Below are 25152 nucleotides of genomic sequence, written 5' to 3'. Positions count from 1 at the left end.
GGGTTTGCTTTCCACAAGCTCTACTTTTACCGGCGGCAGCGGCTTGGCGGCGGAGCTTATTTTCTTTATCTTATACAGGTCGTGCCGGCGGTCTTTGAGTATCTGTACGCTGCCATACTCATGCAGTTCGCGCAGCAGGTCCAGGTCTACGTCTACAATGAGGGTCATTTCGGTATTCGGGGTAGCTTCTGCCTTGATCCCGTTTGACGGGAATGAAAAATCTGAAGGTGTAAATACGGCCGTTTGCGCGTACTGGATGTCCATGTTGTTCACCCCCCGGCAGGTTGCCCACACAGCCAGCTATGGCTACATAGCATTCATTTTCTATGGCGCGGGCCTGGGCGCAGTGCTTCACGCGGGTGTAGCCGTTTTGGGTATCGGTAAGGAAGGGCACGAAGAGTATTTCCATGCCTTCATCGGCCATGAGGCGTGAAAGTTCTGGAAATTCCACGTCATAACATATCATGATGCCTATTTTGCCACAGTCGGTATCAAAGGTTTTGATTTCGCTGCCGCCCACCATGCCCCAGTAGTGTATTTCGTTTGGCGTGATGTGGATTTTGGTGTACATTTCGCTGGTACCGTCTCTCTTGCAGAGGAAGCCTACGTTGTAGAGGTTGCCGTCTTCGACCATGGGCATGCTGCCGGTGATGATGTTGATGTTGTAGGATATGGCCATTTCCTGGAACCGCTTGCGTATGGGTTCGCAATAGCGTGCTATTTCGCGTATGGCGTCGGCTTCACTGAGGTGGTTGAAGTCGGCCATGAGCGGCGCCACGAACAGCTCGGGGAACAGGGCAAAGTCGCTGCCATAGCCTGATACGGCATCGATAAAAAATTCGGCCTGCTCAAAGAGGGCTTCCACATTGGGCAGGGGGCGCATCTGCCACTGCACCAGGCCAAGGCGGATGACGGTTTTTCGGGTGTTGATGAGTTTGGGTTCTTTTTCGTAATAAATGTTGTTCCACTCCATCAGCACGGCATATTCCTGTGAGCTTTTGTCGCCCTCAAGGTAATTGCGCATCACGCGGATTACATGGAAATCATTGCTCAGCTGGAAGTTAAGCACCGGGTCGTGTATTTCTTTGAGGCGTACTTTTTCGATGTATTCCTTTGGCGAAAGCTCTCCGGCATAGTCGGTATAGGTGGGGATACGGCCGGCAAAAACAATGGATTTGAGGTTGAGTTGCTCGCAAAGTTCCTTGCGTGCGTCATAGAGCCTGCGCCCGAGCCGCAACCCGCGGTAGGCCGGGTCGATAAATACGTCAATGCCATACAGGACATCGCCGTCGTAGTCGTGGGTGTCAAAAGTGTAGTTCCCGGTAATTTTTTCGTAGGTATGGTTGGACGTCGCCTTTTTAGAATCAACAATGAGCGAAAGGGCGCTGCCCACTACTTTGTCGTCTACCAGTACCACCAGCTGCCCTTCGGGAAAAATATCAAGCAGGCGCTCAATATCTTTTTCTCCCCAGTACGGTTCTACCATATCACTATAAGCATGCTGCATGCTCATACGCAGCTCTTTATAGTCTTCTATGCGTAAGTTCCGTAATTCGACCTTGTTTATTACCGTCTGCATATATTATCCCGTTTGGAAGCCTAAAGGTACAAAAACCATTCCGTTTGTAAACGGTTATTATTCCTTAACGACTACTAATCCAGTATAAATATCTGTATGGCATTCTGTAAAAAAGTATTAGGTAAAGATGCCTGATTAGTTGCCAAGGGGAAGACCAGAAAAGCCCAGGGTTATTACGCCAGTGACAAACAGATGCCCTAAAATAAGAGAAGCCCTAAAACCACAGATGATTTCAAGGCTTCTACATCCAACTAAAAAATACTATTATGAAACGATTACTCATGTTGCCATGAAACACAGCTATGATTTAACTGTGCCTAATCATAAAGCAAATATAGTGTTAAAGTTTTGTTAAAAAAAATTTATTTTTGGTTTTTTTGTTTTAGCCTGAAAAAATAATTTTGACCGGGCAGTTGATTTGGATGAAGTTCATCCAGGCGTATGTAAAATTTTTTAAGTAAAAAATGCCACTGGCTTTGGGGGAGGCCAGCGGCATCATCATCTGTACATAAAGTACATTGCCTGAAACAAAAATGTGGGGGGGCCACATTTTATGTCCTGTTATATAGCAGTAGTTATTAAAAGATCTTCCGGAGTAATGAAATATTGCCTTAACAGGCTACAGAACAAAGAAATAGTAAAAAAATCTTTTCCCATACATTTACGATAGACAAAGTATAGACAAAATCCAGACGCAAAAAAATTAATTATATGATAAACAATTAATTATGTTTTTTTGACTATAGATATAGACGGATTAATAGACAAAAAAAGAACTAAAGTTCTTTTAAAACTTTTTCAAATTCTTCATCATCCTGTATATCCATTTTTTTCTTAATCCTGTACTTTTTAGTAATAGCACTTTCGTGAGATATCTGTAAGAGGGATGCAATCTCTTTATTGGAGAGGTTTAATTTCAGTAAAGAACAAAATTCTATATCATTTTTTGTCAGTTTGGCGAATCGGCCGGTAAGGTTGTTATTGAAATCAGGGTGTAGGCTGTTAAATCGGGTTTCAAACTGTTTCCAGTAATCTTTTTGCTTTGCCAGCTGCTGGAGTTCTTTTTTTACCTCGCTTACTTTAGTGAACACATTATCATCACATTTGTGTATGAGATGGTTCAGCCCGTCATGATAGTTAGCCATCCGTAGCGTCTGTGAAGTAAGTTCCCTCTGTTTTTCTTCGATTACCTGCTTCTGCGTATTGTTTATTTCCTGCTCATGCCGGTGCTGCTGCTCTATAAGGATTTTTTCCGCTTCAATATTTTTAAGGGCTTCCTGCTGTAGCTTTAATTTAAGTTTTGAACCCCGTAAAATGGAAAGGAACAATATGATAATTATGACGCTCCCTATGATGTATGCAAGCATAAGCTGTTGTTGCGTTTTATGATTTTCTTTGAGCGCCCTGTTCTTGGCTTCAAGCGCCCTGTTTTTTTCCCGCTGCAGCTCTGTCTGGAAATTTGCCTGCATTTCCTGTACTGCCCTTTCTTTTTCTGCAGATGATATGGAATCATTAATGGCGAGGGCTTTTTTATAGGATGCGATTGCTTTTTTATCCTCATGTGTACCCGCATAAGTATCTGCGGAAGCTTTGTTAAATTCCATCAGGTCAGAGTCGTTGACTATTTTTAATTTGCCGGATTCCTGTACCATGGTAATTATTGCCAGCGCTTTGTTATAGTCTTTTTGCCCATTCAGCAGGTTTATATATTCAGATGCAATCCTGACAATATTAGCCGAGCCGGATGCGGTGAGGCAGCTCATGGCGGTGCTATAGTAATCTGCCCCTTTATCCGGATTGCCCTGTAGCTTTTCTATATTTCCTAATTTTGAAAAGGCAATTCCAATAAGTTCTTTATCCCCAAATTTTTCAAGCCCGCGTGCGGCTTCCTTTAATGACAGTTTAGCCCCCCTGAAGTTATTGGTATGTATGTATGCCTCAGTCAGGTTCAGGTGCGTAAGGTAATAGTTTTTGTTGTTGCCCATAGCTTTAAACTCGTCCAGGCATTCGTTGTATAAATCTATAGCAAATTTAAAATTGTTGTTTTTCAGGTAGGTATTTGCCAGTTTTTGCTTAATAGCCGTGAGTTGCTTTGTATTTTTTTCCGCTTTAAGTATAGCAATGGCTTTTAGCAGGTAATCAACCGATTTGTCATATTCAAGCATTAGCGTATGGTTTGATGCCAGTTCGCCATAGGCCATAGCTATTCCGGTATTGTTTTTAATTTTACGGTTGATGCCCAGTACTTCTTCAATGAGGCTTATAGCTTTTTTATACTCCCCCTTGTTCCTGTAGCTTATGGACATATTAAGAAGTGTACGGGCTTTGTTTTTGGGGTATCCATCAAGGTATGCCAGTGATTTCCTGTAGAAACACAAGGAGGAGTCAGGCTTTCCTTTCATGCCGTAATAGATACCATACAGGTTGTAGGTATTGCCATAAACAGTATCTGGGATACTGCCTTTCTGGGCCAGGGTTTTTTTTATTATAATCAGTGCGCTGTCAGGAACAGAGTATATAAGTTTTCGGGTATTTGCTTCGGCTTCTTTAAAATCATACTGTGATTTTTGGGGGTAACACACTGCATTTACAAGCAATACAAGCGCTATAATTTTTTTCATAATTCCACAACATTTATTCGTGGACAAATTAACAAAATTTTACCACTTTGCTGTGTAAAATTTTACCGGCATAATGAATTTATTTTATCATACACCAGGTTGCTTTCAAATCCTTTCCGCAACAGGTAATCCGCTACTTTTCTTTTTTTTGCGGCACTGTCCGCCCCGGCTGTGCTTTTCCAGATTTTATCGGCAAGGGCATCAAAAGCAGCCTGATATTCATCCGGGTCTATTTCAGCCATGGCCGCAATGATATTGTATTTTGATATTCCGCGTGCTTTAAGTTCATTGGTAATGCGTATTCTTCCCCAATTTTTGATACGGTACCGCCCACGGGCAAAACTACGGGCAAACCGTTCTTCATTAAGGTAGTTATTTTCTATAAGATGGTTCATGATAACATCTATGGCTTCCGGTATCATGTTGAGGCCCTTTAGCTTCTGCAATACTTCTTCATGGCAACGTTCCTGGTAGCTGCAGTAGTATTCCAGCTTTTGTTTAGCTTCCTCGACCGTATAGTATTTGTTTATCATGAAGCTAATTTATAAAGAAATTCCAAAAAGACAGGAAGCTGGAGGACAGGAGAAAGGTATAATAACCGCCCTGAGCAGTTGTGCTACAGCCCTACTTATTGTTAAAGCAAATCAGCACGCGATAGAAAATATGGGTATGAAATAACAACTAAAAGTGTGTACTAAACAGGCAGCTTCAGCTTTTTATGTGTCCTTACCACAGCCTGCTGGTTTTTATAATCAATCCAGGCCTGCCCCCGGAATTTGCGCATAAAATTATCAAAATTCCGCATAACAAAAATATTATAAACGGCTTTAGACAAGTTGGTAACCGAACGCGGAAATGCGCGCAGGCTCATGGAAAATCCCGGAGTGAGGTATTTCATGTAGTGCCAGTAGCCTTCGGGCATATACAGCATTTCGCCGTGTTCCAGGTCGGCCACATAACCTTTGGCATTTTTTAGTGCCGGCCATTTTTCAAAATCAGGATTGTCAAAATCTATGTCTTCCCTTGAAATAAGGGCGTGGGGTACTTTGTAAAGATAAGGTGTCTGGTCAGGCGCAAAAAGGATACACCTTTTTTTTCCATGAAAATGGAAGTGCAGGATATTAGAATAATCTATATCATAATGAATGAATACCTTTGAATTTTCGCCTCCAAAAAAAAGCATTGGCAGTTGTTTTACCAACTTTAGGCCAACATCTGGCCATTTAAAATCATTTTGGAGCGAGGGTACCTTTTTCATCAGGTTGTAAAGAAATATCCTGTAATTGGTTGGCTGGCTTTGCAAAAGGTCAATATATTCAGCCATTTTCATTTTGGCATGGGCTTCATTAAAACCATCCCTGTGCGATACAGGCCTGTCATCGTATAAAGGCACGGTGCGGTCGCCTGCCACCTCTTTAATATAATCCAGCTTCCACTTGGTATAAGCAGGCCAGTCTTCGGTAAGCCGTTCTACCACTACGGGTTTTTGCCTGCGTACATAATTATTCAGAAAATCATGTTTTGAAATGGTTTTTACCCGTTCAATCTCGGTCAGTTCTATCGGCATAATCAAGTGGCGTTATTAAAAACTTGACAAAATTAATAAAGCGTTATGGAATTGTAAACAAGGCTTAACCCAAAATTTTCACAAATCGTCCTGAGCTTATGGTTTTTTAAACATTGAAGGCATAACTGTTATGATAAAGAATATAGCTTTTAAAAATGAAGGCTTCCTTAAGTTTATAAGAAAGCCCTGTAAATAGGAGTCCCTGTAATCTTATAGTTTTTTTCCTGCTGCCTTGAGGTTTTTTTCAATTTTATGCCCAGGCCTTGTCCACTTTGGTTTTTCGCCCAGCGCTTCATACTGCGAATCTTCAGCCTCAACAGTTTCCGGCTGTGATTTTTTTGTAAAAGGCTTTTGCGGCACCAACCCCAGCATTTCAAACATCTTCATGTCCTCATTTACATCAGGGTTTGGGGTGGTCAGCAGCTTATCGCCGGCAAAAATAGAATTTGCCCCTGCAAAAAAGCACATCGCCTGGCCTTCGCGGCTCATTTGCGTGCGCCCTGCCGAAAGCCTTACCTGCGTCTGCGGCATTACTATACGTGTAGTAGCTACCATACGTATCATTTCCCAGATTTCTACAGGCTTTTCATCTTCCATCGGTGTCCCTTCCACGGCTACCAGCGCATTGATAGGCACCGATTCGGGCTGGGGGCTGAGCGATGCCAGCGCTACAAGCATGCCCGCACGGTCATCAATACTTTCACCCATGCCGATTATGCCCCCGCTGCATACCGTTACATTTGTTTTACGGACGTTGTTTATGGTTTGCAGGCGGTCTTCATACCCGCGCGTTGAAATAACTTCTTTGTAATATTCTTCTGATGTGTCAAGGTTGTGGTTATATGCATACAGCCCTGCCTCAGCCAGCCTTTTTGCCTGGTTTTCCGTAATCATGCCCAGCGTGCAGCACACTTCCATGTCAAGCTTGTTTATGGTGCGCACCATTTCGAGTACCTGGTCAAATTCAGGGCCATCCTTTACATTACGCCAGGCTGCGCCCATGCACACACGCGATGAGCCACTCGCCTTAGCCCTCAGGGCCTGTGCTTTTACCTGATGGACCGACATAAGGTCATTGCCTTCAATATCAGTGTGATAGCGCGCTGCCTGCGGGCAATAGCCACAATCTTCCGGGCAGCCGCCGGTTTTTATAGAAAGCAGTGTTGATACCTGCACCACATTGGGGTCGTGGTGTACCCTGTGTATTGTGGCTGCTTCATAAAGCAGGTCCATCAGTGGCTTATTATAGAGGGCTATGATTTCTTCTTTAGTCCAGTTGTGCCTTATATTGGTCATAACAAAATTTTAAATTGCTCCAAAAGTAGCAAATTCCCGTAAATATGTTAACCTTACTTCCGATAAGATTTTAAACATCTGCGGTGTTATGCGCGGCATCGTCTACCTTGTTGATTTTTTCTACTTTATCCTTCCAGTACTGCATAAGCGCAAAGGATACAATTACAGAAGCCGCGGCGCCTTCGAGCGCAAGGCCTATAACAAACTGGTAAATAGAGGGGTCTCCACCGCCAAATATGTAACTCTCCTTAAAATTGCGCAGGTATTCCTGCCCGCCATTATAGTCTACGTAAGCCACAAATGACGCCAGCCCAAGTGCGAGGCTAACAATCCCGGTAACAATTGCGGAAAGAAAATTAGTAAAGTAACCATAGATTTTATCGGCATAATTTTGTTTGATTGTCCTGTTGATGCCGAAAATGACAAATACAAAATTTACCAGCCTTAGATATATCTGGTCCGAAAGCCCGGACCACTCCATAACCAGGAAAAAGAGGGCAATACAGGCAAAAATAATAGTGCCGTTAATCAATACTCTTGACGATTTCATAACTCATGGTTTTTGTGTTTAATATCCAGTTAATTCTTGTAAACTAAGCAATGGCTATTCAGGGAAATACGCCAAATACCTGTTTCCGCAATTAAAAGTAGCTATAAAATAAAAGATATGGATGGATATTAATAAAAGTTTAATAAAAGAAATATGACCAAAAGTTTATTTGATAATGTTTCCTTCCTCGTCATACAGCAGTACCCAGTCGTCATGGAAGAAATAGTTCCACGGTGCCGACGCGAGGTCAATAGTAGGGTCTATAAGCTGCCGCCTTGGGCCGGCGTTTATTGAGGTGCGGGAATCAACATATACTGCAACGTCAATTCCCTTTGCGGCAAATTTCTTTTTTATATACCGGGACATTTGCCACAGCATATCGCTTTTTGGGGCCATTGCGTTGTACTGCTTGGGCGTAAGGTCGTTATGCGGATTGTAAGGCAATACCCTGCCGGTTTTTTTGTCCACTACCCTGAAATGCGCCACGCCGTCCCTGAATCGAAGCATCATGCGCCAACTGAGCCTGTGGCCTTCGTCCGTCCAGAGTACATCGCCTTTAATGATGTAGTGCCTTAGTGGCAGCAGGGCCTGCAATATAAGGTAAGGTACAAATATATATTTAAATACAGCGCTGCCTTTACAGGTGGGGGTATGGTCAGTAACAACAGGTTTCTTTTTAAAGAATATGCGCCGGATGGTTTCAGGCGGGTAAAAGAATACAACGAAACTAAGCGCAAAGAATGGAAATATGCCAATGTGCAGCGTAAACGAATTGAAAAGATGGAAAAACAGCGAAGATACAAGGGCTATAGTACGCGTTTGGCGGAACAACAGCAGCGGCACTATAAGCATATCAAAAATTATCCCTGAATACGCAATGAAAAGATAAAACCAGGGCTCATTGCCCCAATGTGCAATTGAGCGGTGAAGCGACTGGGAGAGCAGTATCCGTGTAAAAGTACCATCAAGCCAGCCGGGGTAGAATTTTGCAAGTGTAGCATAAAGATATACTATGGTAACCTGTATTATCATTACCCACGAACACCATGCCGGCATTGTAAATTCCTTTTTTTCGGGTTTTTGCAACACATCCACCGAATAGTAGCGGCCTGCGGGCAAAAAGAACATGATGAACCCAATGAGCATGAGCAGGTAATAATGGTTGTTGTAGGATGTCTTCTGCATGAAATACACGCCTGCCCATAAAAGGGTAAAGCCTGCTACGCCGAGTCGGTACTTGTATCCAGCCATTATCATCAGGCCAAACGTACCCATTATGGCATAGTAAGCATACATCCAGTTGCCGGGCAGCGGCTGCAGCCACTCCATCCCAATATGCGAAAATGTAAATTCAGGTTTTATGAGATTATCATAGAGCCAGCCTGTAAGCATACTGCCAAAGCTTTCGCAGGCGAGCAACAGCCCCAGGAATATCCGGAAGATGATAAGGGGCGAATTGTCTATGTGCTCATAAAGGCGGTTCCTCATAGATTATAGCTTTTAAACCAGGAGAGGGAAGACTCCTTGTCTAATCCCAGTTGGCGCTTTAACTCCTCTGTCGAAGCAAATTTTATTTCATCCCTTAGCCTTTCATGCAGCTGTAGGCATAGATTTTTACCATAAAGGCCGGCGTCATAATCAAAAAAGTTAATCTCTATAGTTTGTGCCACTCCGCCTACGGTGGGGTTGGTACCAATATTCATCATCCCCTTTAGCAACTTTCCGTCAACCGTGGCAGAGGCTACATATACGCCGCCCGCGGGTATAAGTTTATAGCTTTCACTAATTTGTATATTAGCCGTAGGATAGCCTATAGTACGGCCCAGCTGGCGTCCTTTGACTACCGTGCCGGTAAGCATGTAGGGATATCCCAGGTAAGAGTTGGCTGTGCTTATATCACCTTCAGTAAGGGCATTGCGTATCTTGGTAGAACTTACAGATACTTCATTTACTTCAAGGGCTGAAAGCTGCTCAACCTCAAAACCATATTCTTCACCAAAAACAATCAGGTCGTGCAGGGTAGCTGTACGGTTGCGCCCAAAGCGGTGGTCATGGCCAATTATAATTTTGCGGATGTTTAATTTATCAATTAATATACCTTTTACAAATTCATCGGCAGTAAGCCTCGAAAAAGCATGGCTAAAAGGATGAACTATCAGGTGGTCTATACCTGACGCTTCAAGAAGCGCTGCTTTTTCATTCATTGTATTGAGTAATTTTATGTCGCTGTCCTGCTGAAGTACCATTCTCGGATGCGGAAAAAATGTGAGCACCACACTTTCACAGCCTGTGGCCCTGCTACTTTTGATAAGTTTGTCAATAATGGTTTTATGGCCTTTATGCACGCCGTCAAAAGTGCCAAGGGTAACAATAGTCTTCCCGGTAGCAGTAAACGCTTCTAATGAATTATAAATCTTCAAGACCAAGTTTTTACAATAACAAATTTAGTACTTGCCCGGGGAATTAGCCTGTTTTTAAATGTTATTTTTAAAGAAGCGCCTAAAGACGGTAACCTACAATTACTGATAATTAGTTAATTAATGTGAAATATTAACATTTTGCAAATATTTATTTCGCTTTTATATTATATTTGCAAACTATTATCTTCCAAAAATTATAAAAATGAAAAAATTATTACTTATAGTGTTTTTTTCAGTTTTTACTGCTACACAGGCACAAAATCCTAATTTCTGGACACCTGTAAGCAATGAAAAAGCTGCCACTATATCCGGGATTAAACCTGCTTATGAAAAAGTAAAAGGTAAACTTTTTACTGTTGATGCTGTACAGCTAAGGCAATTGCTTCATACGGCGCCGGAGCGTTTTTCGGGCGGAGAGGGTGTCGTTATTGCCATACCTGGTGTTGATGGAAAAGCACAACACTTCAGGATGTTTGAATCATCTAATTTTGATATCGAACTTCAGGCGCAGTATCCTGAAATCCGTGCGTATGCCGGGAACGGCATTGAGGATCCATCAGCAGTTTTAAGGCTGAGCGCCTCACCTTCAGGAATACAGACTATGGTACTCAGGCCCGGTAAGCCTAATGAATATATAGAGCCTTATACACTTGATGCCGGTGTTTATATTGTATTTAATGCCGCATTAAAACAGACACCTAAACTGCCTTTTACCTGTTTTACAAACCATGATGAAAACAATACCATCAATCAAGATGGCATGACACGCCGGAGCGCGATGGCTACAGACCTTGTACTTAGGAGATTCCGTCTTGCGGTATCTGTTACAGGTGAATATACTCAATTTTTTGGCGGTACTGTAGCGGGTGCGCTTGCAGGAATAAATAATACCATGACAAGGGTAAATGGTATCTATGAAAGGGACCTGGCCGTGAAACTTGAGCTTATAGCAAACACTACAGCTGTAATTTATACTAACCCGGCGACTGACCCTTACACCAATATCAATTCGTGGAATACCCAGCTGCAAAACACCCTGACAAGTGTTTTGGGCAATTCTGCCTACGATATCGGGCATTTATTTGCCGGCAGCGGCGGCGGTGGTAATGCCGGCTGTATAGGCTGTGTGTGCGTAGCTAACCAGAAAGGCAGCGCCTATACTGCTCCAAGCGGCAACCCTGAAGGGGATACTTTTGACATAGATTATGTAGCCCACGAAATGGGGCACCAGCTAGGTGCTACACACTCATTTTCGTACCAGTTTGAAAACACCGGCACAAATGTAGAGCCCGGAAGCGGGACCACGATTATGGGTTATGCCGGTATTACAGGTTCTGCAACCGATGTCCAGTCAAATTCTGACGCTTATTTCCATTATGTGAGCATTAATCAGATACAAAACAATCTCATCGGTAAATTCTGTTCAGTCAATACAACCCTTACTAATCCGCCTATTACTATAAATGCAGGCCCCAACAGGACTATTCCAAGGGGGACGGCATTCAGATTAAGGGCTGTAGGCGCGGAAGCCAATCCTTCAACTGTAACATATACCTGGGAACAAAACGATTCGGGTAATTCCAGCACAACAGGTAATGGGAGCCGTGCCAGCGCTACAAAAACTGTTGGCCCTAACTTTAGGTCATTTCCTCCCACAACATCACCGGAAAGGTTTCTTCCTGCTTTATCATTAGTGCTTAATAACCAACTGATAACACCATGGGAGTCAGTTTCTAACGTAAACCGGACTTTAACATTTTTTCTAACCGGCAGGGATAACATTGCCGGTGGCGGGCAAACTAAAAGTGATGATATGGTTGTAACAGTTACTAACAATGCCGGGCCCTTCACCGTAACATCTCAAAATACTACCGGTATTTCATGGGTGTCAGGCAGTACACAGGCCATTACGTGGAATGTAGCCGGGACAACCGGTAACGGAGTGAACACCAGTTTCGTAAATATAAGGCTTTCTACAGACGGCGGTTTAACCTATCCAATATTATTAGCAGAAAGTACTGCTAACGATGGCAGTGAAAATATAACTGTGCCGAATGTTTCCGCCCCTTTCTGCAGGATTATGGTGGAGGCGGTAAATAATATATTTTATGCATTGAACAGCACCACATTTGCAATTAATTTTACTGTTACCAATACTTGCAATACTTACACAAATGCCAATGCTGTAGCCATACCTGATAATGCTACTACATATTCTACATCATTCTTAAATGTACCGGATAATCTTAATATTACTGATGTTAATGCTACGGTGAACATTACCCATACCTTTATTGGCGACCTGGTATTATTGCTTGTAAGCCCTAATAATACTCAGGTGCAGCTATGGAACCAGCAATGCGGGACAAACAACAATATGAACGTCACCTTTAACGATTCGGGTTCTGCTGTTACATGTGCCAGCCCCACTACTGGTGACATAACCCCCGCGGCCTCTCTTTCAGCGTTTAATAACCTTTCTTCGCAGGGGCAGTGGATACTTGCTTTTGCCGATGTGGGATCAGGTGATACCGGTACGCTGAACTCGTGGTCGTTACAAATATGTTCACAGCAGATTACGGCCGGCGTTAATGAATTTGGCCTTGCTGATTTTAAACTGTACCCTAACCCTACTAATGGTATGTTTACCGTAGAATTTACTTCCGAAACCTCCAACGATGTCCAGGTGCTTGTGCATGATATGCGCGGTAGGCAGATACTCGATACTTCATACCGCAACACAGGCTTGTTTTCTGCCAATGTAGACCTGCAAAACGCTGAAGCAGGCGTTTATCTTGTAACTGTGCAGGATGGCGCACGCAAAGAAGTAAAACGCGTAGTAGTTCAGTAATTTTTTAAATTTTCATTATACAAAAAGAAGCCGTCTCACAACTTGAGACGGTTTTTTTACGTTTTTCTTGCATAAAAGAGTTGTAATTTGTATATTTATATCTGATTTACAGATTATTAGAAATGAATTTCAAACACTACAATCAACGTCAAACTACACTTTTACCTTATTCGTTTGACGACTTTATTTCAGAGAAACATCCCGTTCGAGTAGTTGACCAAGTTGTGGAGTCAATAAATATTCAACCTTTNTTCAATAAGCTGGAAATTAATTTAATACAATTTTTGTCGTGTACTTAAAATTATCAATTAAAATCAATTTTTAGCATTTCACAGTCCCTTAAACTATGAAAAAATGTACAAAATCATCGATTATAAAGGAAAAAATTTAATAAATATTTTAACATTATATTTGTAATAAATCCGGCTATGGTTTAAATTTTATTTGTATTATCGCATCCAAATAAATAGTAACCCTAAACATCTAAACATGAGGAGAATATTCTCACTTTTTATGCTAATGCTCTTTGGGCTTTGCAGTATTAATGCGCAAAACAAAATTGAAAAAATTACACTTACCTACGGAGCGGAACTTCCTGATGATAGTTACAAGTTCGTGAAGATTATTGGTGAAAGCAATAATAAGATTTATGCGCTGGCCAATAAAAAGGATGATTTCATGCTTAAAATATTTGATTCTTCATCAATGAAGCAATTATCGTCCAATGCTATAAAACTGCCGGAGATGAATAACAGGGAAGTTGACTTTGAAGATATTTTCCTCCTAAATGGCAAACTCTATGCTATAGGCAGCGTATATAATAAAAAGGATAAAATATTTAACCTTGTGGGTACACCTGTTTCTGATAAGGGTGAATTAAGCAAAAATGGTACAATCCTTTTTGACGCAGAAGTTGAGAAAAAAAGCTTAAGGGGAGATTTTTATTTTAAACAGTCACAGGATGAAGGAGCTTTACTTATAATGCACACATCGTTGTTTAATAAAGAGGATGCTGTTAAATATGAAATAAAGCTTTTTGATGACAATCTTAAAACACTATTCACCTCATCAGAAAAAGTACATTTTGATGATAATAAGAAGGATTACCAATTTACTATTGCCGACTTTGAATTAAATTATAAAGACGATGTCTTTCTCGTGATTAATGAGAGCTACAGGGACAGCAAGAAAAAAGAAAAAGTCGAGCGTTTTGAAGTTCACGCCTTTAAGCATGATAATAATTACACCAAAGAAGTAATAAATATAGCTTTTAAGGATAAAGAAATCATTAACTGCAAAATGATGTCAACCAACAAAGATATCCTTCAGCTTGTTGGTTTTTATTCGAGTGTACGCGAGAGCGGACGTTCCAATAAAGAACTGAAAGGGGTATACAATGCGACAATTGATATAGCATCTAATAAAAACACCAACCTTAAATTCAACGAATTTGATTATAACACCAAGGTAAAAATAATGGGTGAAAGGAGGGCTAAAAAAGGAAAAGACCTTAAGCCGCTTTACGCTATTACATCAATAATAGAGAAAGAAGATGGCGGGCTGATATTGTTGTCAGAACTCCAGTATGTATTTGTGGGGCAGAGCCAGGGCATTGGGCCTTTAGCTTTTACACCCGTAACATATATTAAGAATGAAATAATAGTAACGTCACTTAAGGCAGACGGTTCCCATGAATGGAGTAATGTGGTGCCAAAAGACCAAAACGCAACGGTCAATACCATGTCTCTTTGGTTTGGCGCTGTAGGCAGCGGCGGAAATTTTGCTGTCGGTATGGCCGTCGGCATCCCTCTTGCAGAACTTGGTAAAGGCCCTGAATACCTGGGAGCTATTCCAATATATAAAAATGGCGAACTGAATGTGCTTATTAATGATAATGTAAAGAATAAAGGCATTACTGAACTTGATGAAGTAAAATCCCTTGGTAATTATAATAAAGCGGTGCCGGCCCTGTTTATTTTTGACCAGCAGGGAAAATTAATACGTAAAGATCCCGAAGAAGTTATTAAGAATGAACTTGTAATCAGGCCAGGCGTATTTTATCGCAAAAACCCTAAAGAATATATTGTTTATTCCTCCCGTAAAAAACAGGACAAACTGGGAAGGATGATTCTTGAAGACTAATCTTTGTCCCAATCTTTTGTATAAGGCTGCCAACAGGCAGCCTATATATTTTGTAAGATATTGCTAAAGCTGATACCAATACTTTTGCCTGTAAGCGAAACTGATTTACAAGTCAAAAGGATCAGCTACGGCTTAAGAACGTTATGGGCATCCTGAACAATAACTTGCCTCCAAATTCTCCACGGCATTCTGTGGTAACATCATAATGTTCATCCTCAGAAAAATAAGATGAATAATGTCTTGGTTTTTGAATATTGTTTTCTATCTGGGGTTTAATCATGGTGCTACAATCTTCATTTATAGCAAAATCATTTATTTTTCACACACGAAAATCCAAGAAAGGGTTTTTATAGTTGCCATAGTATTAGGAGTGCTCTGCTGATAGTTTACAGTGAAAAATTTTAAGTTAATTTACAAAAAATTATACTCACATAACTATCTTCCTTTAGTACTTTTAAAACTAACGGTTTAGGATTTTAACCACTCTGCTGCTTTAGTTACAGCCGTATTTACAGCATCTTCTTTATAATAAAATTCCATTTGTGAGTATTCGTTAATCCATTCAGTCTTTTTGCTTCCTTTCAGGTTGCTGTAAAACTGGCGGGCCCCATCGGGCAGGGCGGCTTTTTCGCTGTGTATCATATACACAGGCTGGCTTATGTTGTGGCTTGAGGCAATGGCATCATACTGTAGCCATTTCGGCCAGCTCATTAAGGCAAAGTTATTGGTATATTCGGGTATGGCACCCAGTGCAGGGTCAATGTAATAAGGGAATATTCCGTTGGGTACATACATAGCCGCGTTAGGATTTGTATCACTACAGGCAACCACATAGTCGGTAGTACCCGTTTTCCTGAATTTTTCAGCAGCAGCATTGCCTTTCGCAATAAGCCCTTCATATTTATCAGGCCAGTTGTCATATATCATTTTAGCCACCAGCGGTGTGTGCAGCCATCCGGCTACAGTAACCAGTTTTTTGATACGGGTATCCTCACTTACTGCTTTTGCCATATAGCCTGCGCTGGCACAAATGCTTAACCCGGATAATTCGTTACTGTTTACATAAGGTAGTGAAAGCAGGTAAGTAGCAGCATTTTTTATGTCAATAGTTTTTGCTTCCGGGTTTTCATATTGCCTTGGCTGCCCTTCGCTTTCTCCCCAGTACCTAAAATCAAACGCCAGCGCCACAAACCCCTGCTGCGCCAGTTTTTGCGCATACAGCCCCGCCATCTGTTCCTTAACCGATGTCCAGGAGCCGGTTACAATAACCGCAGGATATTGTTTAGACGCATCAAAACCGGCGGGTAGGTAAAGGTTGCCTTTAAGTATAAGGCCTTCGCTTATGAACGATACTTTTTCGACACTGGCTTCAGTTGTTTTAACATTAAAATTGCTTTCAAGCTGCATTCCAAAGGTTTCTGATAGTATAACGGGATCAAAATATTCAGTGAAAGTACTTATTTTTCCGTTTTTGAGTTCAAATATGCCTACATAATTGTTATTGTAGGTACCGCCTGATTTTAAGGGGATAATACCTGCATACTTTACAATAACCACGTCTGGGTTTGATGTTGGGTATATTTCACGCGGAAATCTCATTGATGTAAAGTTCCCGGGCAGGCTTTTGTATTGGTTATAAATTGCTTCTTTTCCTGTAAGCACTTTAGGGAAATTTGCCGGAGATAAAGGCATTATCTGTTGTGCGTCCTGCTGCCATACATTAAGGAACCGTTTTATGTCCATAGCCTCAAGTGCTGCAAAAAAATTCTCCGGTAACTTTTTTGTTGGTTGCGCTGAGCTTGTGTTTGCTTTGGCTTATGCCTTTTTCTGCATTTTCTTTGGCAAGGTTAGCAAGATTCAGGTTACCATCCTGTTTCTCAAGGTTAAACCTGAAATAGTTCACTTTCCAGTTACGGCCTTCTTTTACAAGGTTAACATGGTAAGATCCTGTTACTACCCATACATTATTGCCTGTAGTGTTGGGCAGGTAGTGCAGCGCCAGCCCCCTGAGCTGCGCCTGCGCGCTGTTGCCGGTAACAGTAACTTTATACTGGCCTGTCTGATGATGCGTGCTTTCAAATCCCGGAAGGATTTGTTTCCATGCTGTTATTATGGCTTCAGGTGATAGTTGTGCCGGCTGTCCGCCTGCCATTGAGGTATAATCAAGGGTAACAGTTTTTGCAAAGCTGTTTTCAACAGTTTTCCAATTCCTTGCATCCGATGCTGCAAAGATGGTGCGGATGGTATTGGTAATTTTTTCGGTTTCCATTTCTTTCCCAGGTTTTTGATTTATTACATTATTACTCTTTACTGTGGTGGCCATGGCCATTACCAAGGCTGAGGTAAGTATTGTTTTCATGATGTAAAGGTTTGATGGTTATTACGCACAAAGTTAGGTTGCATAAGGGGGGCAGGGGTAACGCTTATCAAACCGTGTATGGCAAAAATCAAATCAGCAATATTTTACAGAAGATGATCTATTTTATACTGGTGTAAAGCAAAACTAACCGGTAACAATTTAAATGCAGATAATTTACTTTCTGTATTCAACAGGGGTTTTACCGGTATGTTTCTTGAAGAAAGCAGCAAAGTGCGTAGGCTCTGTAAATCCCAGCCTGTAACCTATCTCTTTTATAGAAAGGGGTGTTTGCAGCAGCAGTGATTTTGCCATTACTATAAGCTGCCCCTGTATTATTTGGGATGCTGTCTGGTTTGTAATGCGCTTCACCACCGCGTTGAGGTAGTTGGGGTGTACACCGAGTTTATCAGCATAATAGCCCGCCTGGCGGATATTGTCTTTTTCAACTCCACCTGTAAGGCTGTTTTCAATCATGCTCTGGAACCTTGAAACCAGGATTATGTCATTGGTCCTGTTCTCTTCGCTGCTTCGCTGCGCTTCATGTTCTTTATTGAAATATCTTTTCGTAAGGTTGAGCAGCAGCTGGGTGTAGGCAATGATGAACTGAAACTTATCTTCATTTTCAGAATGGTATTCCTCAAATATTTTTTTAAAGAAATAATCAGCCAGCACACGGTCCTCATCCGGCAGGTTAAAAGGGATTGATTTATCAAGCCTGAAAAAGGGATAGTCGATTATAAAGTTGTTCCATGCCGGGTTCATGGCTATGAAGTCGCGGTCAAATAATATATAATACCCCTGCCAGTCGGGCAGTATATCCCAGGTAATTATTTGGTAGGGCGAGTTGAAGAACAAATTACTGTCAAGCCGGTTACCCATGACCTCGCTGTTGCTGCCCTGATGCCTCAGCGCAAGGGCATAAAATTCGTGCCTGAATGGGTGTTGTTTCGCATTAACTGTCCGCATATTATCCTCAAATCTCCTGATGTCAAAAAGACTATGCCTTGGAGCCGGGATGTTTATTTCTGTACAATAATCAGCAATAGTTGTTATAAGTTTCATACATCATTGCTTTGAATCTTCTGAAATAAGGCTACAGCAACAGGTATAACTGCTACCAAACGCTCCTGCCAAATATACATAAACAGGATTTTTTTACCACCTAAAATTACAATCTGATTCAGATATATTATCATTAATCCGGCTGGCCAAATTAAGGAACTCTTAAGTTTTATTTAAAATTTATTATCCTACATTTGCCAAAAATCCAAAGTTTGAAAACAATAAGAAGAATAACAAAACGTGCTAAGGGACTTTTTTTCCTATGGCTGGTTCTTCTGTTGTTATTTAGTTCTATACGAAATATAATCCCTGCATTCCAGGACACACAAGTAGTAAAAGCCCATCATACCAAGCAGGGCCATAGCTTAGTTACCCTTCTTGAGAAAACCGTCCTGAACGACCTTCAGCTGGATGACGCCGATGAAGTTGAATTTTTCTTTTATAATAATGTTTCAACCCAGAAACAGCCGGCATTTTCTGTAAAGAAAAACCTGGTATTGCCTGAAAAACATTTTTTTTCGGCATACAAAGTCCCTTTGTATGATCTCTACTGCAACTGGAAATTTCATTTGTCTTAAATCTTTCCCCGGTTTTATAACGCTCCGGCTACAGCTATTGTAATGCTTATAGCCAACAACAATTTTTCATGGCGGATTATTGTGGGATAAGTTATTAACCACCTTTTAAAACCTGATGAGCAATACTCTGGCAGGATGCTTATCGCTTTCGTAGTAATCCATAAAAAATACATTGTAATACCTTATGAAAAAAATTTTTATGCTCGCAAGCCTGTTTGCGCTGCTATGCCATACAGGCTGCAAAGACACAAAAGAGGAAAAGGAAAAAGAAACAAAATATGCCGTTACTAATCCTATACTAAAGGATACTGTAATTACTAAAGATTATGTGTGCCAAATCCATTCAATACAGCATATCGAACTCAGGGCTCAGGAGCGCGGTTATCTTGAAAAAATTTACATAGATGAAGGCCAGGCTGTTAAAAAAGGGCAGTTGCTGTTTCGGATTATGCCCAGGCTTTATGAGGCCGAAATGCAGCGGGCAAAGGCTGAAGCAAATTTTGCAGACATTGAATATAAAAACACCAAAAGGCTTGCTGATAAAAATGTTGTGGCGCCCAATGAGCTTGCCATGGCTAAGGCTAAACTTGACAAAGCCAACGCAGAACTTGCCCTTGCCAATACACACCTTGCCTTTACAGAAATAAGGGCACCTTTTGACGGGATTATTGACCGATTCCATGTAAGGCTGGGCAGCCTGGTCGATGAGGGTGACCTGCTCACGGAACTCTCAGACAACAGTAAGATGTGGGTGTACTATAATGTTCCGGAAGCGGAGTACCTGGATTATGAAACAAAACTGAAAAACAATGATACCAAAATGAATGTTAGCCTTCTTATGGCTAATAATCAATTGTTTCCCTATAAAGGGGTGGTTGAAACCATTGAGGCTGACTTTAACAATGAAACCGGCAATATCGCGTTCAGGGCCACATTCCCAAACCCTAAAGGGCTCCTTAGGCATGGCGAAACAGGCAATATAGAAATGGTACAGCCTTATAAAAAAGCACTAATCATTCCTCAAAAAGCAACTTTTGAAGTGCTTGAAAAAAAATATGTATATGTACTTGATAAGAATGATAAAATACAGTCCAGAGAAATAGTAATAGCAGCAGAACTGCCTCATTTATTTATTATTAAAGAGGGTTTGTCCACGGGAGATAAAATACTTCTTGAAGGCCTTCGGCTTGTAAAAGAAGGGGAGAAGATACATTACAAACCCGAAAAACCGGAATATGTACTCTCGCACCTGGAACTTTATGCAGAATAATAATTAAAAAGAGGAAAGATGTTTAGCAAATTCATACAACGGCCTGTATTTGCAATTGTAATTTCTATTATGATTGTTTTTATCGGCTCACTGGCAATAGTACAATTGCCCACGTCGCAGTTTCCTGAAATTGCACCCACCACAGTCAATATATTTATAGCTTATCCCGGTGCCAGCGCCGATGTACTGGTGAAATCTACGCTTATCACACTGGAAAATTCCATAAACGGGGTACAGGATATGCGTTACATGGCCACGGACGCTACCAGTGCGGGAGAGGCAACGCTCAGGATTATCTTTGAGCCAGGCACTGACCCCAACCAGGCAGTTATCAGGGTAAAAACAAGAGTTGACCAGGTAATGCCGCTGCTGCCGGAACTGGTGCAGCGTGAGGGTATTGTGATAACACCCATACAGCCCAGCATGCTTATGTATGTGAACCTGTATGCCAAAGGCAAAAACATGGATGAAAAATTCCTGTATAACTACGCCAGCGTAAACATGCTCCCCGAAATCAACAGGATAAAAGGGGTAGGAAGGTCGCAGATACTGGGTAGCCGTACCTATGCCATGAGGATATGGCTTAACCCCGAACGGATGCGCGCTTACAATGTATCGGTTGATGAAGTGATGAAAGCCCTGGGAGAGCAGAGTATTGTGGGCCGCCCGGGACGTATTGGCCAAAGTTCGGGTATCAAGGCACAGTCACTGGAATATGTACTTACCTATAAAGGGCGGTACAGTGAACCTAAAGAATATGAAAATGTGATTATCCGCGCCAACTCCGGTGGTGAAGCCATCCGCCTTAAAGATATTGGCAAGGCCGAACTTGGAAGTGAATTCTTTGATATCTATTCCAATCTTGACGGGCATCCTTCGGCTTCCATAGTGCTAAAGCAAAACTACGGCAGTAACGCCAGCGATGTTATTGCCAGGGTGAAAGCCAAACTTGAGGAAATGAAGGAATCATTCCCACCGGGCCTTGATTATAAAATAAGCTATGACGTATCGCAATTCCTGGACGCATCTATAGAGCAGGTTATACACACACTTCGTGATGCTTTTATTCTGGTGGCGATTGTAGTATTTATTTTTCTTGGCGACTGGCGTTCTACCCTCATTCCTATAATTGCGGTTCCCGTGTCACTTATTGGTGCATTTTTTGCCATACAGCTTTTTGACCTTTCTATTAACCTGGTTACGCTTTTTGCACTTGTACTGGCTATTGGTATTGTTGTGGATGATGCTATTGTTGTTGTTGAGGCAGTACATGCCAAGTTTGAAGAACATCCGGACATAACACCGTATAAGGCTGTAACAATGGTACTTAACGAAATCACAGGAGCTATTATAGCCATTACCGCGGTTATGGTATCAGTATTCCTGCCTATATCGTTCATGTCAGGGCCGGTGGGTACTTTTTACCGGCAGTTCTCTATAACTATGGCCAGTTCTATAGTTATATCCGCTATAGTAGCGCTTACCCTCACGCCTGTATTATGCGCCATGCTGTTAAAAAATCACCACGGGCATGAGAAAAAGAAAAATATCCTTACGAAAGGGTTAGACAAGTTTAACAGCGGCTTTGATAAAATGACCGGTAAGTATGTTGGCCTTCTAAGGAGGATTGCCAGCAGGAGGGTAGTAACTTTTACTGTGCTGCTTATATTTTGTGCTGCTACATTTTATGTAAATAAAGTATTGCCTTCCGGATTTATACCCAGCGAAGACCAGGGTACTATATATGCTATTATCCAGACACCTCCGGGTTCTACGCTAGAAACAACTAACCAGGTATCGCAAAGGCTACAGAAAATCTGCGAACATGTAGAAGGCGTTGAGTCTGTTTCATCACTGGCCGGCTATGAAATTATGACCGAGGGCAGGGGATCAAACGCAGGTACGTGCCTTATGAACCTAAAGCCCTGGTCAGAGAGGGAACAGAATATTACTGAGATCATGGAAGAACTGGAAGAAGAATCAAAAGGGCTTGGTGCAAAAATTGAGTTCTTCGAACCGCCTGCCATTCCGGGTTTTGGTTCTTCGGGTGGTTTCTCCATGCGGTTATTAGACAAAAATACTACAACCGATTACCATGATTTTGATAAGGTACAAAACAGGTTTATGGACGAATTGGGCAAGCGTAAAGAACTGACAGGGCTGTTTAGCTTCTTTGCTGCGAACTATCCGCAATATGAGCTTGTAATTGATAACAACCTGGCCATGCAGAAAGGCGTATCTATTGGTGAGGCAATGGAAAACCTAAATATCCTGATAGGCAGTACCTATGAGCAGGGCTTTATTAAATTTAACCGTTTCTTTAAAGTATATGTGCAGTCTGACCCTAAGTTCAGGAGGCTGCCCTCAGATATACTTAACCTTTTTGTAAAGAACGACAAGGGGGAAATGGTACCGTATTCTGCTTTTATGAAATTGGTTAAAACACAAGGGCCAAATGAAATTACGCGTTACAACATGTACAATTCAGCTGCCATACAGGGTCTTCCCTCAAAAGGGTACACTACTGCCGATGCCATACAGGCTGTGCGTGAAGTAGCCGAACGCACTTTGCCTAAAGGGTATGATATTGCCTGGGAAGGGCTGTCTTATGATGAATCAATGAGAGGCAATGAGTCAATATACATTTTCGCCATTGTACTTGCTTTCGTTTATTTTGTGCTTGCCGCGCAATATGAAAGCTTTATTATACCGCTGGCTGTAGTATTGTCTTTACCCGTGGGTATTTTTGGTACATTCTTTATGCTGAAAGTTATGGGGCTTGAAAATAACATATACGCACAGATAGGGCTCATCATGCTTGTGGGGCTACTAGGCAAGAACGCGGTACTGATAGTGGAATTCGCAGTTCAGAAACGTCACGAAGGCTTCACAATACTTGAAGCAGCCATTGAAGGCGCCAAAGTCCGTTTCCGCCCCATTCTTATGACATCGTTTGCCTTTATTGCCGGCCTTATACCGCTAATTGTAGCCACAGGCGCTGGTGCCATTGGTAATAAAACTATCGGCTCGGCGGCGCTGGGTGGGATGCTTTTCGGTACATTGTTCGGGGTGATAATTGTGCCGGGGCTCTACTACATATTCGGCTCACTGGCGGACGGCAGGAAACTTATTAAATATGAGCAGGACCAGTCGCTTTCAGAAACCCTGGTGCACCAGATAGATGATTTTTCACAAAAAGAAGAAACAGAATAATATGTTTAAGAATTCGATATCCCGATATGCGGCAGCGGCTCTTTTAGCCTTTGCTGTTTATAGCTGCAAAACGCCTGAGCTGGCTAAAAGAGCAGAAAATAGTGCAGTACCCGCAAGCTATAACGGCTCGCAGGATACCGCCAATACCGCAAAACTGGTATGGACAGAGTATTACAAAGATCCGAACCTCAACATGCTTATTGAAACTGCCCTTAAAAATAACCAGGAGTTAAATATTACACTTCAGGAGATTGAAATTTCAAAAAATGAAATTAGTGCAAGAAAAGGGGAGTACCTTCCTTTTGTAGGGCTGCGTGCCGGTGCAGGTGCTGAGAAAGTATCACGAAATACGCCTCAGGGTGCACTCGAGCGCAATGTTGAGATTATTCCCGAAAAAGAAAATCCGGAGCCACTGGGCGATTTTTCCGTGGGCGCTTTTGCCAACTGGGAGATTGATATCTGGAAGAAGCTGCGCAATGCCAAAAAAGCAGCCGTAAGCCGTTACCTCTCTACAGTTGAGGGCAGGAATTTTATGGTTACCAACCTGGTATCGGAGGTGGCTAATTCTTATTTTGAGTTACTGGCGCTTGACAACCAGCTTGATATCATAAAGCAGAATATTGAGATACAAAATAATGCCCTTGAAATTGTAAAACTGCAAAAGCAGTCAGCCCGGGTTACGGAACTTGCCGTAAAACGTTTTGAGGCGCAGGTACTCAATACAAAAAGCCTGCAATATGATATCCAACAGAAGATAACTGAAATGGAAAACAGGATAAATTTTCTGGTCGGCCGGTTTCCTCAGCCTGTAGTGCGTAGTTCAGCTTCTTTTACAACATTTGTGCCTAATACTGTTGGGGCGGGATTACCTTCGCAACTGCTGCAAAACCGGCCAGACATAAAGCAGGCTGAGTTTGACCTCGCGGCATCTAAACTGGATGTTAAAGTAGCGAGGGCAAGGTTCTATCCGCAACTGGGTATATCGGCCAATATTGGTTACCAGGCTTTTAATGCCAGGTACCTGTTGAATACGCCTGAGTCGCTCATGTATTCCCTGGCTGGCGACCTGATGGCGCCACTGATCAACAGGAATGCTATTAAAGCTACTTATTATAGCGCTAATGCAAAGCAAATCCAGGCCGTTTATAATTATGAACGTGCCATACTGAATGCTTATATTGAGGTAGCTAACCAGTTGTCAAATATCAGTAACCTGGAAAAAAGCTATGATTTTAAATCTAAAGAAGTGGATGCGCTCATAAAGTCAGTAGAAATTTCAAATGACCTCTTCAGTTCTGCAAGGGCTGATTATATGGAAGTGCTGCTTACCCAGCGTGATGCGCTTGAATCACGATTTGATTTAATTGAGACCAAAAAAATGCAGCTAAATGCCATGGTAAATGTATACCGGGCGCTTGGCGGTGGCTGGAAATAATAATTGTTTGCGTTACGTTGTCCCTGAAAAGAGGCCGTCTTAAAAAAGATGGCCTCTTTTACTTTTTTCGTAGCCTATCATAACTTGTGCTGCCTATCAGGGAGAGGTGCTTAGGCCGGCAGGGATGCCTTGCTGTTGCCGTATAGCCCTGATGGACGCGGCATCCTCCCCGCCGCCTGCTTTTGCGGCGGGGAGATATAGCAGACAGC

Annotated in this window: 18 protein-coding genes and 1 pseudogene; 7 read left to right on the top strand and 12 right to left on the bottom strand. The window is 42.0% G+C overall.

The annotated features are described in order from the left end of the window. Positions 1–57: 57 nt before the first annotated feature. The 3 genes and pseudogenes from CHU92_RS11100 to CHU92_RS11090 form a co-directional block, all read right to left on the bottom strand. Positions 58–1579, bottom strand: a pseudogene (locus CHU92_RS11100) (bifunctional GNAT family N-acetyltransferase/carbon-nitrogen hydrolase family protein); the annotation flags it as partial. Between the two features lie 776 nt (positions 1580–2355). Then, entirely contained in the window at positions 2356–4200 is a 1845-nt protein-coding gene (locus tag CHU92_RS11095; RefSeq protein WP_094415554.1) for a tetratricopeptide repeat protein, read from the bottom strand. Positions 4201–4262: 62 nt separating this feature from the next. Next, complete coding sequence (locus CHU92_RS11090; RefSeq protein WP_207759844.1) at positions 4263–4733, bottom strand: regulatory protein RecX; 471 nt, start codon at positions 4731–4733, stop codon at positions 4263–4265. Between CHU92_RS11090 and CHU92_RS15885 the strand changes: the two genes are divergently transcribed. Continuing rightward, complete coding sequence (locus tag CHU92_RS15885) at positions 4732–4878, top strand: hypothetical protein (protein WP_165764642.1); 147 nt, start codon at positions 4732–4734, stop codon at positions 4876–4878. The two genes, CHU92_RS11090 and CHU92_RS15885, sit on opposite strands and share 2 nt — an antisense overlap. A 16-nt stretch (positions 4879–4894) precedes the next feature. Here CHU92_RS15885 and CHU92_RS11085 read toward each other — a convergent pair whose 3' ends face one another. The 5 genes from CHU92_RS11085 to CHU92_RS11065 form a co-directional block, all read right to left on the bottom strand. After that, positions 4895–5767 carry a cupin-like domain-containing protein gene (locus tag CHU92_RS11085; protein WP_207759843.1) on the bottom strand — a complete coding sequence of 291 codons (873 nt, stop codon included), beginning with the start codon at positions 5765–5767 and terminating at the stop codon, positions 4895–4897. A gap of 210 nt (positions 5768–5977) precedes the next feature. Further along, positions 5978–7063: a biotin synthase BioB gene (gene bioB / locus CHU92_RS11080; RefSeq protein ID WP_094415551.1), complete on the bottom strand. Its 1086-nt coding sequence runs from the start codon at positions 7061–7063 to the stop codon at positions 5978–5980. Positions 7064–7133: 70 nt separating this feature from the next. Continuing rightward, positions 7134–7613, bottom strand: coding sequence for a hypothetical protein (locus CHU92_RS11075; protein WP_129583070.1), 480 nt, complete (start codon positions 7611–7613; stop codon positions 7134–7136). 165 nt (positions 7614–7778) lie between these two features. Beyond that, the gene (locus CHU92_RS11070) at positions 7779–9101 is read right to left on the bottom strand and encodes an HTTM domain-containing protein (protein WP_094415547.1); all 1323 of its coding nucleotides are present in this window, start codon (positions 9099–9101) and stop codon (positions 7779–7781) included. Then, positions 9098–10033 carry a bifunctional riboflavin kinase/FAD synthetase gene (locus CHU92_RS11065; protein WP_094415545.1) on the bottom strand — a complete coding sequence of 312 codons (936 nt, stop codon included), beginning with the start codon at positions 10031–10033 and terminating at the stop codon, positions 9098–9100. The genes CHU92_RS11070 and CHU92_RS11065 overlap by 4 nt, the downstream gene beginning before the upstream one ends. A gap of 202 nt (positions 10034–10235) precedes the next feature. On the opposite strand from CHU92_RS11065, the gene CHU92_RS11060 reads away from it, so the two are divergent. Both CHU92_RS11060 and CHU92_RS11055 read left to right on the top strand, forming a co-directional pair. Next, on the top strand, positions 10236–12884 hold the full coding sequence (locus CHU92_RS11060; RefSeq protein ID WP_094415543.1) for a zinc-dependent metalloprotease: 2649 nt from the start codon (positions 10236–10238) through the stop codon (positions 12882–12884). A gap of 489 nt (positions 12885–13373) precedes the next feature. Continuing rightward, positions 13374–15026 (top strand): hypothetical protein, encoded by a 1653-nt coding sequence (locus CHU92_RS11055; RefSeq protein ID WP_129583069.1) that lies wholly within the window; start codon positions 13374–13376, stop codon positions 15024–15026. Between the two features lie 121 nt (positions 15027–15147). Here the strand turns inward: CHU92_RS11055 and CHU92_RS15880 are convergent, their stop codons facing one another. The 4 genes from CHU92_RS15880 to CHU92_RS11040 form a co-directional block, all read right to left on the bottom strand. After that, the gene (locus CHU92_RS15880; RefSeq protein WP_165764641.1) at positions 15148–15306 is read right to left on the bottom strand and encodes a hypothetical protein; all 159 of its coding nucleotides are present in this window, start codon (positions 15304–15306) and stop codon (positions 15148–15150) included. A 188-nt stretch (positions 15307–15494) separates the two neighbouring features. Next, positions 15495–16769 carry a nuclear transport factor 2 family protein gene (locus CHU92_RS11050; RefSeq protein ID WP_094415539.1) on the bottom strand — a complete coding sequence of 425 codons (1275 nt, stop codon included), beginning with the start codon at positions 16767–16769 and terminating at the stop codon, positions 15495–15497. 4 nt (positions 16770–16773) lie between these two features. Next, on the bottom strand, positions 16774–17385 hold the full coding sequence (locus CHU92_RS11045) for a nuclear transport factor 2 family protein (protein ID WP_094415538.1): 612 nt from the start codon (positions 17383–17385) through the stop codon (positions 16774–16776). 174 nt (positions 17386–17559) lie between these two features. Further along, positions 17560–18447 (bottom strand): helix-turn-helix domain-containing protein, encoded by an 888-nt coding sequence (locus CHU92_RS11040; RefSeq protein WP_094415536.1) that lies wholly within the window; start codon positions 18445–18447, stop codon positions 17560–17562. A 212-nt stretch (positions 18448–18659) separates the two neighbouring features. On the opposite strand from CHU92_RS11040, the gene CHU92_RS11035 reads away from it, so the two are divergent. The 4 genes from CHU92_RS11035 to CHU92_RS11020 all read left to right on the top strand — a co-directional run bounded on the left by CHU92_RS11035 (position 18660) and on the right by CHU92_RS11020 (position 24943). Continuing rightward, positions 18660–19025: a hypothetical protein gene (locus tag CHU92_RS11035; protein WP_129583068.1), complete on the top strand. Its 366-nt coding sequence runs from the start codon at positions 18660–18662 to the stop codon at positions 19023–19025. 184 nt (positions 19026–19209) lie between these two features. Then, complete coding sequence (locus CHU92_RS11030; protein ID WP_094415532.1) at positions 19210–20295, top strand: efflux RND transporter periplasmic adaptor subunit; 1086 nt, start codon at positions 19210–19212, stop codon at positions 20293–20295. Positions 20296–20313: 18 nt separating this feature from the next. Continuing rightward, positions 20314–23508: an efflux RND transporter permease subunit gene (locus CHU92_RS11025; protein WP_094415530.1), complete on the top strand. Its 3195-nt coding sequence runs from the start codon at positions 20314–20316 to the stop codon at positions 23506–23508. A 1-nt stretch (position 23509) separates the two neighbouring features. Continuing rightward, a complete protein-coding gene (locus CHU92_RS11020; RefSeq protein ID WP_094415528.1) occupies positions 23510–24943 on the top strand; it encodes a TolC family protein in 1434 nt (477 codons plus the stop codon). Positions 24944–25152: the final 209 nt, after the last annotated feature.

It is taken from the genome of Flavobacterium cyanobacteriorum (assembly GCF_002251835.1).
GTDB classification, from domain to species: domain Bacteria; phylum Bacteroidota; class Bacteroidia; order Flavobacteriales; family Flavobacteriaceae; genus Flavobacterium; species Flavobacterium cyanobacteriorum.
This window is presented reverse-complemented; position numbering and strand designations above follow the sequence as displayed.